This window comes from Bradyrhizobium sp. CCGUVB14, from assembly GCF_024199935.1.
GTDB lineage: Bacteria > Pseudomonadota > Alphaproteobacteria > Rhizobiales > Xanthobacteraceae > Bradyrhizobium.
Window position 1 is genome coordinate 5,031,065 of the sequence record NZ_JANADS010000001.1, and the last position, 14,599, is coordinate 5,045,663.

The following is a 14,599-nucleotide window of genomic DNA, read 5'->3' on the forward strand; positions in this document are numbered from 1 at the left end:
GTGTCAGCCGGCGAGGAGTGCTGCGACGAACGGTGCGGATAGCACCAAGATGAAGATCACGCCGCGCAGCAACGCCGGCAGGATCGGCTCGATTGCAGCCGTACGGCTCCGCTCGGGAAACGGCACGGCACGCAGTGAACTGGAATTGCAGACCAAGCGGTCAGCCATGGTTGTCTGTCCCTTTACGTCGTCGCGCCCTCAGTGAGGTTTCATCTACGTGGGAAAATTTACCACGTCAATCGCAAAATGGGAAAATGTGGGATTGTGTCCCACGTATGTCACGGGTACAATTCAGACATGAATGCCAAGTCCGGGCCCAAAGCGGCGGCGCCAGAGCCGAATGCCGCCGCAAAGCTGCACGCGCCGCTGGCGCGGCTGCTGCGCCCGCTCGTGCGGCTCTGTATCCGCAGCGGCATGACCTTTCCGGCCCTGGCGCAGCTGCTCCGCGAGCTCTTCGTCAACGTCGCCGAGCATGATTTCGCGCTCGAGGGCAAAGAGCAGACCGACAGCCGCGTCAGCCTGCTCACCGGCATCCACCGCAAGGAGGTGGCGCGGCTGCGCGGCGCCGGCGCGCCGGTGCATGAGACGCCGGCGGCGCTGTCGCTGACGAGCGCGGTGATCGCGCGCTGGCTCGCCGCGCCTGAATTCACCGATGCGAGCGGCGAGCCGCTGGCATTGCCGCGCACGGCCGAGGGCGACGCGCCGTCCTTCGAGCAGCTCGTCGCCTCCGTCACCAAGGATGTGCGCCCGCGCGCGGTGCTCGACGAATGGGTCGACCGTCAGCTCGTCACCATCAACGCGGCCGACGAGATCGAGCTGGTGGAGGCGGCTTTCGTCCCGAGTGGCGCCGACGACAGCAAATGGCACTATCTCGGCCGCAATCTGCACGACCATATCGCAGCCGCCGCCGAGAACGTGTCGGGGCCGGCGCCGCGCTTCCTCGAACGCGCGGTGCATTACAACAACATCTCGCCGAAGCTTGCGAGGCGTCTCGAGGCGCGCTCGCGCGAGCTTGCGATGGATGCGCTGAAGACCGCCAATCGCGAGGCCAATCGCGCGCTTGCCAAGGACAAGGGCGGCGACGCGCGCTGGAATTTCGGCATCTACATCTACAGCGAAGACGCCGATGAGGAGGGCGAAACCAAGGACGCCAACAAGGACGGTGGCAAGGAGAACGGCAAGGAGGGCAGCTCCTGATGAGCCGGCCGCCGCTGATCTCCCGCCGACTGCTGCTGACCGGATTCTGGCTCGCCGGAACGGCTATCGCGCGCGCGCAGGTCAAGCGCGGCACGGACCAGGGCATCGGCGGCACCGGAATCACGCGCGGTGACGATCACGGCATCGGCGGCACCGGCATCGTCGGTGTGATCCAGCGTTTCGGCAGCATCTACGTCAATGGCGAGCGCGTCACCTATGCGAGCGACGTGCCGGTGCGTATCGATGGCGAGGCGGCGAGCCCGAGCAGCTTGCGCATCGGCCAGCTTGCCCGCGTGGTCGCGACGCGGCAGGCCGACGGTACGCTCGTCACCCGCAACATCGCGATCGCGAGCGAGGTCTCCGGGCCGATCGAGCAGGTCAAGGGCAATGAGCTGACGGTGTTGGGTCAGAAGATCGTCGCCGGCAGCAAGGAGAGCAAGCTTCGCGCCGGCACCCAGGTCGCCGTCTACGGCCTGCGCCGGACCGACGGCGTGATCGTCGCAAGCCTGGTCGAGCCTCGGAAGGACGCAACTGAGCGCGTCACGGGGCTGGTCGAGCGCGGACCCAACGGGTTGCATATTGGCGGGCTGAAGCTCGCCGGCGTCGATCCCTTGCTGGTCGGCCAGCGCGTCCAGATCGAGGGCAGCGCGAGCCAGGGCGCGATGCAGGCCGCGCGCACGCGCATCGACGATTTCTCGGATCTCGTCGGCGCGAGCCGGCTCTCGATCGAGGCCTATGTGCAGCGCGCAGGCTCCAGCCTGCAACTCGGCTCCGGCTTGGTGGCCCGCGACAGCTCACGCTTCGGGCCGGCGGCGGGCGAAGCGCGCATGGTGGTCAATGGCGTGTTCGATCGCTCGCGCGGGCTTCAGGTGGAGTCGACGCAAGCGATCGGCCCGGGACCCGGCGCGCCTCAGCCGGGCGGCAACAATCCCGGCCGGTCGCCCGGCGGTTCGATCATGCATCCGGATCGCGGCGCCCCGAGCCCGGGTAACAGCCCGCCCGGTGGGTCGACTGCGCCTGGATCCGGTCCCGCTGGCAATCCTGGCTCGGCGCCGTCGGGAGCAGGCGGCCCCTCAGGCCCCGGTGGTTTTGGCACGCCCGGTGGAGGCCCGATGGGCCCCGGCGGCGGAATGGGTGGTGGCGGCTTCGGAAGTCCCGGAGGCGGGATGGGCGGCGGCGGTCGGCGCTAGGGAGGAGCGCCTTAACGCGCTCTGGAGAGGAACGCGCGCAGCCGGTCGTGACGGGGAGCATCGAGGACATCGGCCGGTGGACCGCTTTCGACGATCTGGCCCTTGTCCAGAAACCAGACGGTGTCCGCGACTTCGCGCGCAAAGCCGATCTCGTGCGTGACGACGACCATCGTCATGCCATTCTGCGCCAGCGTCCTCATCACCCGCAGCACCTCGTTGACCATTTCCGGATCGAGCGCGCTGGTGGGCTCGTCGAACAGCATGACGTCCGGATCCATCGCGAGTGCGCGTGCGATCGCGACGCGTTGCCGCTGCCCGCCGGACAGGCGCGAGGGCAAGGCGTCAGCCTTGTCGACCAGCCCGACGCGGTCGAGCTCAGCCATGGCGCGTTCTCGGGCCGCCGCCTTGCGCATGTTTCGGAGACGCTCCAGCCCCAGCGTGATGTTGCCGAGCACAGTGAGATGCGGAAACAGGTTGAACGCCTGGAATACGAAGCCGACGCGCTGGCGCAAACGGTTGATATCGACGCCACGCCCGGCGACGTCCACACCCTCGAACAGCACTTGTCCACCTTGAATGGCTTCCAGGCGCGTCACCGCGCGAATGAGCGTCGATTTGCCGGAGCCCGATGAGCCAAGCAGCGTGACGACCTCGCCGCGTTTCACCTCGCCCGTCACGCCGGCTAGCACCCGGTGCCGGCCAAACCATTTTTCGACGGCCTCGAAGCGGATCATGACAGCCCTCACGCCGGCTGAACGCCGAGCCCACCGCGCTCGGCGGCCAGCCGGCGTTCTAGCCAGCGCGCCGCCGATGTCAGGGTGAAGCACAGTGTGAAATAGGTCAGCGCCAGCAAGCCATATACCTCGAACGGTTGGGTCATGAGCTGGTTGTTCACCTGGCTCGCCGCAAAGGTCACCTCGTTGGCGCTGATGACATAGCCGAGCGAGGTCTCCTTGATCGTGGAGACGAACTGGCTGACGAGGCTTGGCATCATGTTGTGCAGGACTTGCGGCAGGATGACCTTGAAGGTGGTCGGAAAGTAGCCGAGGCCAAGCGCCTTTGCCGCCTCAGCCTGGCCTTTCGGTAGGCCTTCAATCCCGGCCCGGATGATCTCCGACAGATAGCTCGCCTCGTAGACGACAAGCGCGAAGAGCAGCGTCTCGACGCCTCCGACCGTATGTCCGGTCAACAGCGGCAGCGCGAAATAGGTCCAGAAGATGAACATGATCAGCGGCAGGCCGCGCACGACGTAAACCACGGCGGTGGCCGGTCCGCGAAGCCAACGACGCGTACTGAGACGCGCCAGCGCGAGCGCAATTGCGACGGGAAAGCTGAGAGATAGACCAGCCATCGCGAGGAACAGCGTCATGGCGAGGCCACCGACGGGGCCGTGCGGATATTGCCCGATCAGAAATAGAAGCCAGTTGTCCTCGAGGATCTTCAGCATCAGCGGATCTCGAGTTTCAGGCGCCGGTCGGCGAAGCTGCCGAGGGCCATGATGGCGAAGGAAATCGCAAGATAAAGGATGGTCGCGACCGCAAAAGCTTCGAACGTCTTGAACGTGTAGCTGTCGACCTCACGCGTGCGATAGGTCAGTTCGCCGACGCCGATCGCCATGGCGAGGCTGGTGTTCTTGAACAGAAGCAGGGTCTGGTTGATCAGAGGCGGGATCACGATGCGCAGCGCCTGCGGCAGGATCACGTAGCTCATCGCCTGGAGGTAGTTGAACCCGATCGAGCGCGCCGCCTCGTATTGCGTCTTCGGGATCGAGCGAATACCGCTGCGCAAATCCTCAGTAATATAGGCAGCGCTGGCGAGGCCCAGCGCCACCATCGCGAGGAGAAACTCGCTGTGGTGGCTATTGACCCACATGCGGATGGCGCGAGGCAACAGTTGCGGGACGCCGAAATACCAGACCAGGATCTGAACCAGCAGCGGAACGTTGCGATGATATTCGACGTAACCAGCGACCAGCCATTCGAGCGGCTTGAACGGAAGCATGCGGACCAGCGTCAGGATGATCCCGATCGTCATTCCGAGCAGCCAGGCAGCCACGGTCAGCGCGATCGTCGTCGCCAGTCCCCAGATGAACCAGTCCAGATATTGGCCGGTCAGGACCGCGGCCGGGTCGAAGACATAGCCCATCGTTAAATCATGCACTCCCGATGTTCGGTTTCGCGCGGTGGCGAGGGGGTCAGCCCTTGATCTCCTCGATCTTGAAATCGAGCTTCATTCCATAGACGGTATCCGGGCCGAACCATTTTGCAAAAATCTTGCCGGCCTCACCGGACGCATCCAGCTCGGTCAGCACCTTGTTGACCTGGTCCTTGAAGGCGGCCTCACCCTTGCGGACGCCGAGTCCCCACGGTTCGACGAAGACCGACTTTTCGACGATCGACATCGGGGCGGATGCCTGCGCCTGTTTACGGAGCTTCACCAGGATCAACTCGGAAGCGCAAAAGCCGTCGACCTTTCCCTGAACGACCGCGAGGAAGGCCGAGGATGAATCCTGAAAGGTCACGGTTTCTGCCGTCGGTATGACACGCCTGACGCCCTGTTCCGAAGACGATCCCTTGAGCGCGCTGACCCGCTTGCCCGATAATTGCTCGAGGGTGGCGATGCCGGAATCGGCGGACACGAGAACCTTCTGCTCGCTGACGAAGTACGAATAGCTGTAGTCGATCTGTTGCGCGCGTTCCTTGGTCCAGCCGAGATTGGCGGCGAGGATGTCGACCCGCCCCTGCAACAGCTCGGGGATGCGGGCCTCGACGGCCATCGGCTTGAGCTCGAGCGCGACACCGAGCGACTCTGCGACCTTGCGGCACATGTCGACGTCGTATCCGACGATCTCCCGCGTCTTCGGGTCCTGGAAGCTGAACGGCTCGGCCGTGCCGAGCGTCCCACAGACCAGCTTGCCGCGGCTCTTCACGTCCGCGAGCTCGTCTGCCTTTGCCGCGCTGACAACGCCTGTGAGGATCAGGAGTCCGGCGGCGGTGACCTTTGATAATCTCATGGCTCTCTCCTTCGTCCTTCGGCGGTTAGCGCAAGGCCGCACAGGTTCGCGCGAGCCGCGTGCAGGCTTCCTCGATCTTGGGCAACGAGGTCGCGATCGACATTCGCAGATAGGACGGCATTCCGTAGGCCGTTCCATCGATCACGGCGACGCCGGCGGCATCGAGAAAGTGCATCACGACATCCAGATCCGTCTTGAGGATCTTGCCCTCGGGCGTAGTCTTCCCGATCAGGCCGGCGCAAGACGGAAACACGTAAAAGGCGCCGTCGGGCGGGAGGCAAGAGAGGCCGGGAATGTCGTTGAGCATCGCCACCGCACGATCGCGGCGACGGCGATACATCTCGCGAGCCTCCGCGACGAAGCCCTGGTCGCCGTCGAGTGCGGCGGTCGCCGCTGCCTGGCTGATCGCCGACGTGCAGGACGTCGACTGCGACTGGATCGTGTTCATGGCCGAGATGAGCTCTGCGGGTCCCGCGCCGTAGCCAAGCCGGAAGCCCGTCATGGCATAGGTCTTAGAGACGCCGTTGACCAACAGAGTCCGCGTCCTCAGCCGAGGCTCGGCGGCAACGATGCATGGAGTTGCCCCGCCATCGAAGCGGATGTGCTCGTAAATGTCGTCGGTCATGACCGCGACATGGGGGTGCCGCAGCAGCACCCCGGCGAGCGCGGCTATCTCGGCAGCGGAATAAAATGCACCGGTGGGATTGCAGGGCGAGTTCAGAATGAGCCAGCGCGTCCGTGGCGTGATTGCCTTCTCGAGAGCCTCGGCCGACAGCTTGAAGCCTGCGTTCTCGCCGCAGCTCACGATCACCGGAGTGCCGTCGCAAGCCTCGACCATGTCGGGGTACGAGACCCAATAGGGGGCGGGGACAATCACTTCATCGCCGGCTCCGAGCGTGGCGGCGAGTGCGTTGTAGATGACCTGCTTGGCGCCGCCGCCAACGGAGATCTCGTTCATGGCATAGTGGACGCCGTTTTCGCGGGCGAGCTTTGCGATGATCGCCTTGCGTAGTGCCGGCGTTCCGTTGACCGGTGTGTAGCGCGTCTCTCCCGCTTCGAGCGCGGCTGTAGCTGCGTCACGGATATGCTTCGGCGTATCCAGATCAGGCTCGCCGGCGGTGAGATCGACGACGTCACGGCCCTCCGCGTGGAGCTGCCGGACCCGTTCCCGCGCGACCATGCTCGGTGACGGCTTGATCCGTTGAACCCTCGGGGCGAGGGCGATGGCGCTAGTGCTGCTCATGACGTTGCCCCTTGGGCAGGAGAGTTTCCGGTGCCGATGTAGGAATTGTCGAGACGGCCCTCGCGGATGGCGGCCAACGCGCCGGCTTCGCGCGCTTCCTGCTGTCTGACCCGGTCGAGCAGCTCCGGGGCAACGGATCGCTCGAAGGCCACGACACCATCCTCATCGCCGAGAATGACGTCGCCCGGCATCACCACCATGCCGTCGATCGAGACCGGCACGTTGATCTCTCCGGGGCCTGATTTGTACGGACCGCGATGCGTGACACCGCGCGCGAAGCAGGGAAAGCCAGCCTCGGCGAACGCGGCGACATCGCGGATGGCGCCGTCGATGACGAAGCCGGCGACTCCCATCGCCTTGGCGCGCGTCATCATGATCTCGCCGACCAGGGCCTGGTTGAGATCGCCACCACCATCGACCACGAGCACGTCGCCCGGCCGGAGCAGCTCATACGCCTTGTGCAGCATGAAATTGTCGCCGGCACGCGTCTTGACGGTGATCGCCGTGCCGATCAGGCGGGCGTTGCCATGGAACGGGCGGAGCGCGCGCGTGCCGTGCAGCCGGTTCATGTTGTCGGACACGATCGCGACCTGCGCCGCGGCAAAGTCGGCGATGATTGCAGGCGGGACCGAGGGCGGCGAGGGAAGCAGTCGATGGCCGGGCAGGAGCATGGGGCAAAACCGATGGGCTGTGCGCCGGAGCGCAGATTTCGCGTGAAGCCTGCCCTGCGGTTGACTTGAAGAAAAGTGAATATTTTTCTACGTATTGGATCACTTTTTTCGATTGATGGGGGCGAAGCCATGGTGAGCCTGACACTGAAGCAGGTCGAAGCCTTCTACTGGATTGCCGAATTGGGCGGGGTGGTTGACGCCGCGGAGCGGCTGAACCTGGCGCAATCGACCATTTCCAAGCGCATCGCCGAGTTGGAAGCTGCGATCGGGAGCACGCTGTTCGATCGCAACAGTCGAACGATCAGCCTGACGCGCAGCGGCGAAAATCTGATCGAGCTCGCGGCTGAGCTGTTGGAGCTCGAGGCGCGAATGCGCCAGGTCGCAGCAGGGCCGCTGGCTTTTAGCGGTGCCTTCCGGTTCGGTGTCACCGAGCTCGTGGCGCTGACCTGGCTCCCGAAACTGATCGTGGCCATGAAAGAGGCCTATCCGGCGGTCATTCCGGAGCCCGAAGTCGAATCCAGTGTCGTGCTTCTCGACAAGCTCGCCGATCGCCGCCTGGATCTTGTCATTGGTCTTGATCCGCCGGCCAGTGCCGACTTCAACGCACTGCCGCTCGACAGCGTCACGTTGCAATGGATGTCGGCACCTGGCGTCGGGCCGAAGTCCAACGAGGCCGCGCTCGAGGAGATCGCGCAATATCCGATCCTCACCCAGGGAGAAGGATCAGGCTTGCAGAAGCTCGTCCTGGATTGGCTGGGTGGGAGCGGCATCAAGCTCAATCGCGTCGTCAAGTGCAACAGTCTCAGCGTGCTCTCGGCGCTTGCGGTGGCCGGACTCGGCATCACCTTTCTGACCGAGCAGTATTTCCGGCATGAGATCGAGATCGGTCTCTTGCGTACGATCAGAACGTCGCCGCCCATCCCGCAGATCAGGTATTTTGCCGTGACGCGTACGGACATCGTCGATCCGTTGGCCGGGCAGATCGCACGGATTGCGCGTGAATGCTGTGATTTCTCGCTTCGAGGCCTATCGGCGCGGCGGGGCCGACAGACTTAGCCCGCGCTGAGCCGTACGCCGGCGCGCAAAAACTTCTGCGGGTCGACCGCTTCGCCATCGATGCGGGTTTCGTAGTGCAGATGCGGCCCCGTCGAACGTCCCGTCGAGCCGACCAGGCCGATGACCTGGCCGATCTTCACGATCTCGCCGACCTTGACGTTGATCTCGGAGAGATGGCCGTAGCGGGTCGACAGCCCATTGCCGTGATCGACCTCGACCATGCGGCCATAACCACCGGACCAGCCGGCCGAGACGACCTTGCCGTTGGCGGTGACGCGCGCGGGATCGCCGGTCGCGGCACGGAAATCGAGTCCGGTATGCATCGCGGGCCGGCCGAGGAAGGGATCGCTGCGCACGCCGAAGCCGGAGGTGAATTCGACCTCGCCGACCACAGGCTTGCGATAGGGCACCTGCGCCAGCGTGCGGTTGAGCCGGTCCATCTCGGCGCGGGTGGTGCTGATGCGATAGAGCTGCTTCTCGAACGGGCCCGCATTGGCCGTGAGCTTGACCGGCACGAACGGGCCGCCCATCGCGGCGCGCGGCACCGCCGCCTCGAGAGTGGCCATGTTCAGGCCGAGGTCGCTGACCACGCCGCGCAACCGCCGCATCCGCGAATCCATGCCTTCCTCGACGGCGCTGAGCGCCGCAACCTGGCGGCGCTCGACCTGATCGAGCGAGGTCGTCAGCCGGACCAGGACGTTGTCAAAGCCCTGGTTCTTGGCGAATTGATTGACCGGCGGGGCGATCGCGGCCGGCGCACGCGATTCGAGCCGCGCTTCGCGGTCGGGCGGCGCCACGAAGATCACGGTGTCGCTGATCGGCGACGGCTTTGGCGTGCCTTGCGTCGTCTGGTTCGCGTCACCACGCTGCGGCGTCGAACGGGGAATCGATCCGGTGACGTCAGGCATGGCCCCTAGCGCCGTCGCCCGGGACTCCAGCGCCGTCTGGCGCTTCATGATCTGGTCGAGCTTCTGGTCGAACTGCTCTTGGTCGAGCAATTGCCGGCTGGTGGTGCGGTCGACCTTGGCGCGCAACTCGGCGATGCGATCCTCATAGGCGTATTGCATCTCGGCCTGGCGGGCGATCAGCCGTGTCAGAACGTCGTCGCGGAAAGCGAAATAGGTGGCGGTCGCCGCCGACCACAGGCCGAGCAGCACGACGGTGCCGACCACGATCCAGAACACGACAGGCCCGAGGCGAACCTGCTTGCCGTGATGCACGATGGTGTAGGCGTCATCGGCATCGGGCAGGGGAATCGCGGCGGCTGCCGCAGCAGCGGCAGGACGGCGATGGAAGGCACGTCCGTGGTCGTGGGGATGATGCTGGGGGTACTGCGAGAATTGGGCAGAACTTTTCGACATCGGCACTCCCGCGCCGGTCGGAACGGTTCCTTACGGCCTAATTGCCGCAGCAATCTGGGCCGGTCATGGTTAATTTTCCGGAAACGGGAACGCTCGATTTTAACGGGCTGGTTAAAGACTTCTTGCCGCGAGCAGCACCTCGTCGGCATGGCCATCGACCCGCACGTTGCGCCAGACCTTGGTCACCTTGCCGTCGGATCCGATCAGTACCGTGGTGCGAAGAATCCCGAGGAAGCTCCTGCCATACATGGATTTTTCGCCCCAGGCGCCATACGCCTCCAGCATCTCGTGCTGTTCGTCCGAGATCAGGGGGACGCCGAGGCTGTGCTTGTCGCGAAACTTCTCCTGGGCCTTTAACGGATCGGCCGAAATACCCAGCACGGCGGTGCCGGCAGCCGCGAAGTCGTCCTTGAGCCGGGTGAAGTCGATCGCCTCGCGGGTGCAGCCCGGCGTGTCGGCGCGGGGGTAGAAGAACAGGACGAGCTTCTGGCCGGCATAGTCCTGGAGGGTCACGACGTTGCCGCCGTCGCGGGGGAGGCGGAAGGCGGGCGCCTTCTGGCCCTCGGCCAGAGACTTTGCCGACGCGGGTTTTGCCGAAGCGGCCGACGCCGACGCGGAAGGCTTAGAGGCCTTTTCAGAAGATTTTAACCGTTTCGATGCGGCCTTATGCGATGCTGCCTTGGCGGTTGCTTTGCCTGATTTGCTTGCCGATGCCGGCTGTGATTTCGCGCCACTTGCTTGAGTCGATGCCCGTGTTTTCAGGGGCTTCTTTTTAGCGGTCGAACTGCCGGAGGGCGTTTTGGACGATTTCTTTCGGGATTTCTTGGACATACGCCTTCCTTTCGTCGCTTTCGGCGGGTCAACCAAAGCGGTATTGCAGCTCTCGTCCGGTGTGCCGGATTCGCGCCCTCGGCTGGGCAATTTTGGCGGCGACGGAGTATGGTTACAAGGAATTCCACACACCACCCCACTGCTCGTTGAACGCGCTCCCGGGGCGAAATGACGAACAGCAGGAACATTCGAGGTATGGCGGCAATGCCGGGGCGGGGAGCGTCGATTCCCGTCGACGGCTGCGGTCCCGGCGGCGCTCAATCCTACGACGGGCGCCTGTATCGAGAGGCAATGGCTAGGAATACGTCGCCCCAGGATCACAATCGGGACTTCGATCGGCACGGCGGCCATCACGAGCAGCCGGAATGGCACGAGGACGACTGGGATCAAGACCAGGAAGAGGAAGCGGGACATCGCGCGCGCCGCCTGTTGTCGCGTTCCAACTCGCGCTTTCGCGTCGGTGACGGTTTCTCTTTGTTTCGGCGGGCGCTGCCGAGCGGACGCTGGCTGCGCCGGATGTCCGTCGTCCTCGGCGCATTGATCGTCATCTTCGTCGGTTGTTTTGGCGCGCTGTGGTGGCGGCTGGGCGCCGGTCCCATCAACCTCGACATGGCGACGCCCTGGCTCGCCGCTGCCATCGAGGACAATATCGGCCACGGCAATACCGTGGAGGTCGGCGGCACCCAGATCGAGCGCGCCGGGCGGGTCCGGATTGCCGTGCGCATCCGCGACATCATCGTCCGCGATCACGACCATGCCATCGTCGCCAGCGCACCGAAGGCCGAGGTGCGGCTGTCGGGGGCAGCACTTCTCACCGGGCACCTGCGCGCCGAAAGCCTCAACCTCGTCGATGCCGAGCTCGCGATCCGGATCGCACCTGACGGGACAGTCACGGTGTCCGCCGGCGACACGGCGAAGCCGCTCGCAACCGGCGTCGCGTCCAAGAAGGAAGCGGGCCTGCCGCCGACATTCCCGCGCAACGGCGTTCCGCCGCCGCCGTTCGGGATGGCGCCTGCAACTCCGGACGCATCCCAGGCCGCAGCTCAGCCTGCCGCGCAGAGTGGAATTCTTCAGGGCCTCGACTGGCTCGACAGCTTGAGCTTGACCGGCCTCGACGGCCAGAACCTCAACGAGATCGGTCTCAAGAACGGCAATCTGATCGTCGACGATCAGCAGCGCGGCAGCAAATGGACGTTTGAGAACATCACGCTCAGCCTGCGCCGGCCGAGCCATGGCGGCGTTGCGCTCAGCTTCGGCGAAGAGGGGGCACGCCCGTGGTCGCTGCGCACCACGATCGGACCGAGCGAGAACGGCGTGCGCTCGATCGATATCCGCGCCGACAAGGTGTCGACCGCCAACATCCTGCTGGCGCTGCGCGTCAAGGACTTCACCTATACGGCCGACCTGCCTCTGACCGGCGAGCTCAAGGGTGAGCTCGGCCGCGACGGTGTGCCGACATTCTTCCGCGGCAAGGTCGCAATCGGCGCGGGCAACATCATCGACACCGACACGCCCGATTATCCCATGGCGATCGACTCGGCCGAGATCAACGTCGAATGGGATGCGGGACGGCGGGTGCTGGTCGCACCGTTCAAGATCCTCTCCGGCGCCAATCGCTTGACACTGCTTGCCCATCTCGAGCCGCCGAACGGCACCACCAATGACTGGCAGCTCGGCTTCAGCGGCGGCTCGATCCTGCTCGGCGGCATCGACAACGAGCCGCCGCTCGTCTTCAACCGTATCGCGATCGGATTCCGCTTCGACACCGATCACAAGCGCATGCTGCTGACGCAGGCCGACATCTCCAACGGCGAGATCGGTGTCGCCGGCACCGGCGCGATCGACTATTCCGGCGAGCCGCGCCTGACGCTCGGCTTTGCGGGAACGCCGATGTCGGCCTCGGCCATGAAGCGGATGTGGCCGACGCTGGTGGTGCCCGAGTTGCGCCAATGGGTGATCGAGCGGATCGAGCGCGGCACGCTTCAGCGCATCGAGATCGGCATCAACTCGCCGACGCGCAACCTTCCGCGCAAGGGGCCGCCGATTCCCGACGACGGCCTGTCGGTCAACATCGTGGCGAGCGGCGTCGCGGTCCGCCCCGTGGACGGCATGCCGGTGGTGCACGATGCGGACCTCAAGGCGCATGTGACCGGACGCACCGCCACCGTGAATATCGGCCAGGGCGTTGCCGACACGCCCGCAGGTCGCAAGGTCACGATCTCCGACTTCACGTTCGAGGTGCCGGACATGGCGCCGAAGCCGTCGCCCTCGCGAACGCGCTTCCGCGTCGATGGTCCGGTGCCGGCCGCTGCCGAAATGCTGTCCAACGACCGGTTGAGCGATCTGTCATCGACCGTCGTCGATCCCAACACCAGCAAGGGCACGTTCACGGCGAACATCCAACTCGGCTTGCCGGTCAAGGGCGAGCTGACCAAGGCGGACACCGTCTACGCCGTCACCGCCGATCTCAACGGCTTTGCCGCCGACAAGCTGGTGATGAACCAGAAGCTCGAGGCCAACAATCTCAAGATCGTCGCCAACAACCAGGGTTACCAGGTCAAGGGCGACGTCAAGATCAACGGGCAGGCGGCCTCGCTCGACTACCGCAAGGCGACCGATGGCGATGCGGACGTCAAGCTGCAGACGACGCTGGACGATGCCAGCCGTGCGCGGCTTGGCTTCGATCTCAGTCCGGCCGTCAGCGGGTCGGTGCCGGTCAAGGTGTCGGGCAAGATTGCCGGCGGGCCCGAGCAGACGACGAAGCTCGGCATCGAGGCGGACCTGACTTCGGTCAAGCTCGACAACATCCTTCCCGGTTGGGTCAAGCTGCCGGGCAAAGCGAGCAAGGCGACGTTCAAGGTGGTGCCGACGGCACAATCGACGCGGCTCGAGGACATCGTCATCGACGGCGGCGGTGCCTCGATCAAGGGCTCGCTGGAAGTCGACCCGAACGGCGACCTCATGAATGCGAACTTCCCGGTCTATTCGCCGTCCGACGGCGACAAGACGTCGCTGAAGGTGGAGCGCGGTCAGGACGGCGTGGTCCGTGGCACAATGCGCGGCGACGTGTTCGACGGTCGCGGCTTCCTGAAGTCGGCGATCTCAGGCAATTCCAAGGACGACGGCAAGAGCAAGCTCAAGAACGTCGATTTCGACATCGATGTGAAGCTCGGCACGGTGGCCGGATTCAACGGCGAGACGATGCGCAGCGTCGACGCCAAAATGTCGAAGCGCAGCGGGGCCATCAAGGCGTTCTCGCTGAGCGGCAGGGTCGGTCAGAACACGCCGGTGGCAGCCGATCTGCGCGGCGGGCGTGCGCAAGGCAGCCGCGAGGTGATCTATCTCCAGACCAACGACGCGGGCTCGCTGCTGAAATTCACCGACACCTATACCAAGGCCGTCGGCGGCCAGATGGTGGTGGCGATGGAGCCGCCGACATCGGACGCGACCACGGCGCGCGAGGGCCTCATCAACGTGCGCGACTTCACGGTGAAGGGCGAGGCGCAGCTCGAACGCGTCGCCGCAGGCGCGCCGAACGGCACTCCGGGCGGCGGTGGCGTTTCCTTCAGCGCCTTGCGCGCGGAGTTCACCCGGCAGAACGGCGCGCTCACGGTCCGCGACGGCCTGGTCAAGGGGCCGATGATCGGCGCCACCATCGAGGGCTCGATCGACTATCCCGGCAATCAGGTCTGCATGAGCGGCACCTTCGTGCCGATGTATGGCGTGAACAACATTTTCGGCCAGATCCCGTTGTTCGGCCTCTTCCTCGGCGGTGGCGACAAGGAAGGGCTGATCGGCGTCACCTACGAGGTCGTCGGCACGCCTGCGGCTCCCGTGATGCGCGTCAATCCGATCTCCGCGATGGTGCCAGGCGTGTTCCGCAAGATCTTCGAGTTCAACACCGGCAAGCAGAACATGCCGATCGACGAACTGCCGTCGTCGCAGTCCGGCGACAGTTCGACGGGATCGGCAAGGCCGCTGTCGAGCGGTTGCAGCGTCGCGCGGCGTTAGCCGCGAGTCCGTTCTATCGGGGCGGG

At 65.0% G+C, this 14,599-nt stretch carries 13 protein-coding genes; 4 read left to right on the plus strand and 9 right to left on the minus strand.

The annotated features are described in order from the left end of the window. Positions 1-3: 3 nt before the first annotated feature. Positions 4-168: a hypothetical protein gene (locus NLM32_RS23260; RefSeq protein WP_254131203.1), complete on the minus strand. Its 165-nt coding sequence runs from the start codon at positions 166-168 to the stop codon at positions 4-6. A 129-nt stretch (positions 169-297) separates the two neighbouring features. Between NLM32_RS23260 and NLM32_RS23265 the strand changes: the two genes are divergently transcribed. Together NLM32_RS23265 and NLM32_RS23270 are read left to right on the plus strand one after the other, a co-directional pair. Beyond that, the gene (locus NLM32_RS23265; RefSeq protein ID WP_254131204.1) at positions 298-1,197 is read left to right on the plus strand and encodes a DUF6502 family protein; all 900 of its coding nucleotides are present in this window, start codon (positions 298-300) and stop codon (positions 1,195-1,197) included. Beyond that, positions 1,197-2,387, plus strand: a complete 1,191-nt coding sequence (locus NLM32_RS23270; protein WP_254131205.1) for a DUF5666 domain-containing protein — start codon at positions 1,197-1,199, stop codon at positions 2,385-2,387. The genes NLM32_RS23265 and NLM32_RS23270 overlap by 1 nt, the downstream gene beginning before the upstream one ends. A gap of 11 nt (positions 2,388-2,398) precedes the next feature. Here the strand turns inward: NLM32_RS23270 and NLM32_RS23275 are convergent, their stop codons facing one another. The 6 genes from NLM32_RS23275 to NLM32_RS23300 are packed head-to-tail and all read right to left on the minus strand — an operon-like array spanning position 2,399 to position 7,314. Next, positions 2,399-3,121 carry an amino acid ABC transporter ATP-binding protein gene (locus tag NLM32_RS23275; protein WP_254131206.1) on the minus strand — a complete coding sequence of 241 codons (723 nt, stop codon included), beginning with the start codon at positions 3,119-3,121 and terminating at the stop codon, positions 2,399-2,401. An 8-nt stretch (positions 3,122-3,129) separates the two neighbouring features. Then, positions 3,130-3,834 (minus strand): amino acid ABC transporter permease, encoded by a 705-nt coding sequence (locus NLM32_RS23280; protein WP_254131207.1) that lies wholly within the window; start codon positions 3,832-3,834, stop codon positions 3,130-3,132. Beyond that, entirely contained in the window at positions 3,834-4,532 is a 699-nt protein-coding gene (locus tag NLM32_RS23285; RefSeq protein ID WP_254131208.1) for an amino acid ABC transporter permease, read from the minus strand. The genes NLM32_RS23280 and NLM32_RS23285 overlap by 1 nt, the downstream gene beginning before the upstream one ends. Positions 4,533-4,581: 49 nt before the next feature. Continuing rightward, entirely contained in the window at positions 4,582-5,400 is an 819-nt protein-coding gene (locus tag NLM32_RS23290) for an ABC transporter substrate-binding protein (protein WP_254131209.1), read from the minus strand. 25 nt (positions 5,401-5,425) lie between these two features. Further along, positions 5,426-6,643, minus strand: coding sequence for an aspartate transaminase (locus NLM32_RS23295; RefSeq protein ID WP_254131210.1), 1,218 nt, complete (start codon positions 6,641-6,643; stop codon positions 5,426-5,428). Beyond that, complete coding sequence (locus NLM32_RS23300) at positions 6,640-7,314, minus strand: RraA family protein (RefSeq protein ID WP_254131211.1); 675 nt, start codon at positions 7,312-7,314, stop codon at positions 6,640-6,642. The genes NLM32_RS23295 and NLM32_RS23300 overlap by 4 nt, the downstream gene beginning before the upstream one ends. Before the next feature lie 129 nt (positions 7,315-7,443). Here NLM32_RS23300 and NLM32_RS23305 point away from each other — a divergent pair, with 129 nt between their 5' ends. Continuing rightward, a complete protein-coding gene (locus NLM32_RS23305) occupies positions 7,444-8,370 on the plus strand; it encodes a LysR family transcriptional regulator (RefSeq protein ID WP_254131212.1) in 927 nt (308 codons plus the stop codon). On the opposite strand, the gene NLM32_RS23310 is transcribed toward NLM32_RS23305, so the two are convergent. Next, positions 8,367-9,731, minus strand: coding sequence for a M23 family metallopeptidase (locus NLM32_RS23310; protein ID WP_254131213.1), 1,365 nt, complete (start codon positions 9,729-9,731; stop codon positions 8,367-8,369). The genes NLM32_RS23305 and NLM32_RS23310 overlap by 4 nt on opposite strands. A 111-nt stretch (positions 9,732-9,842) precedes the next feature. Further along, positions 9,843-10,562, minus strand: coding sequence for a peroxiredoxin (locus NLM32_RS23315; RefSeq protein ID WP_254131214.1), 720 nt, complete (start codon positions 10,560-10,562; stop codon positions 9,843-9,845). A 204-nt stretch (positions 10,563-10,766) separates the two neighbouring features. On the opposite strand from NLM32_RS23315, the gene NLM32_RS23320 reads away from it, so the two are divergent. Next, complete coding sequence (locus tag NLM32_RS23320) at positions 10,767-14,573, plus strand: AsmA-like C-terminal region-containing protein (RefSeq protein WP_254135402.1); 3,807 nt, start codon at positions 10,767-10,769, stop codon at positions 14,571-14,573. The last annotated feature ends 26 nt before the right edge of the window (positions 14,574-14,599 follow it).

Coding starts and splice junctions, on each gene's coding strand:
- NLM32_RS23295 (WP_254131210.1), bottom strand. CDS start 6,643: ATGAGCAGCACTAGCGCCATCGCCCTCGCCCCGAGGGTTCAACGGATC.
- NLM32_RS23320 (WP_254135402.1), top strand. CDS start 10,767: ATGCCGGGGCGGGGAGCGTCGATTCCCGTCGACGGCTGCGGTCCCGGC.
- NLM32_RS23315 (WP_254131214.1), bottom strand. CDS start 10,562: ATGTCCAAGAAATCCCGAAAGAAATCGTCCAAAACGCCCTCCGGCAGT.
- NLM32_RS23260 (WP_254131203.1), bottom strand. CDS start 168: ATGGCTGACCGCTTGGTCTGCAATTCCAGTTCACTGCGTGCCGTGCCG.
- NLM32_RS23265 (WP_254131204.1), top strand. CDS start 298: ATGAATGCCAAGTCCGGGCCCAAAGCGGCGGCGCCAGAGCCGAATGCC.
- NLM32_RS23290 (WP_254131209.1), bottom strand. CDS start 5,400: ATGAGATTATCAAAGGTCACCGCCGCCGGACTCCTGATCCTCACAGGC.
- NLM32_RS23285 (WP_254131208.1), bottom strand. CDS start 4,532: ATGGGCTATGTCTTCGACCCGGCCGCGGTCCTGACCGGCCAATATCTG.
- NLM32_RS23270 (WP_254131205.1), top strand. CDS start 1,197: ATGAGCCGGCCGCCGCTGATCTCCCGCCGACTGCTGCTGACCGGATTC.
- NLM32_RS23280 (WP_254131207.1), bottom strand. CDS start 3,834: ATGCTGAAGATCCTCGAGGACAACTGGCTTCTATTTCTGATCGGGCAA.
- NLM32_RS23305 (WP_254131212.1), top strand. CDS start 7,444: ATGGTGAGCCTGACACTGAAGCAGGTCGAAGCCTTCTACTGGATTGCC.
- NLM32_RS23300 (WP_254131211.1), bottom strand. CDS start 7,314: ATGCTCCTGCCCGGCCATCGACTGCTTCCCTCGCCGCCCTCGGTCCCG.
- NLM32_RS23310 (WP_254131213.1), bottom strand. CDS start 9,731: ATGTCGAAAAGTTCTGCCCAATTCTCGCAGTACCCCCAGCATCATCCC.
- NLM32_RS23275 (WP_254131206.1), bottom strand. CDS start 3,121: ATGATCCGCTTCGAGGCCGTCGAAAAATGGTTTGGCCGGCACCGGGTG.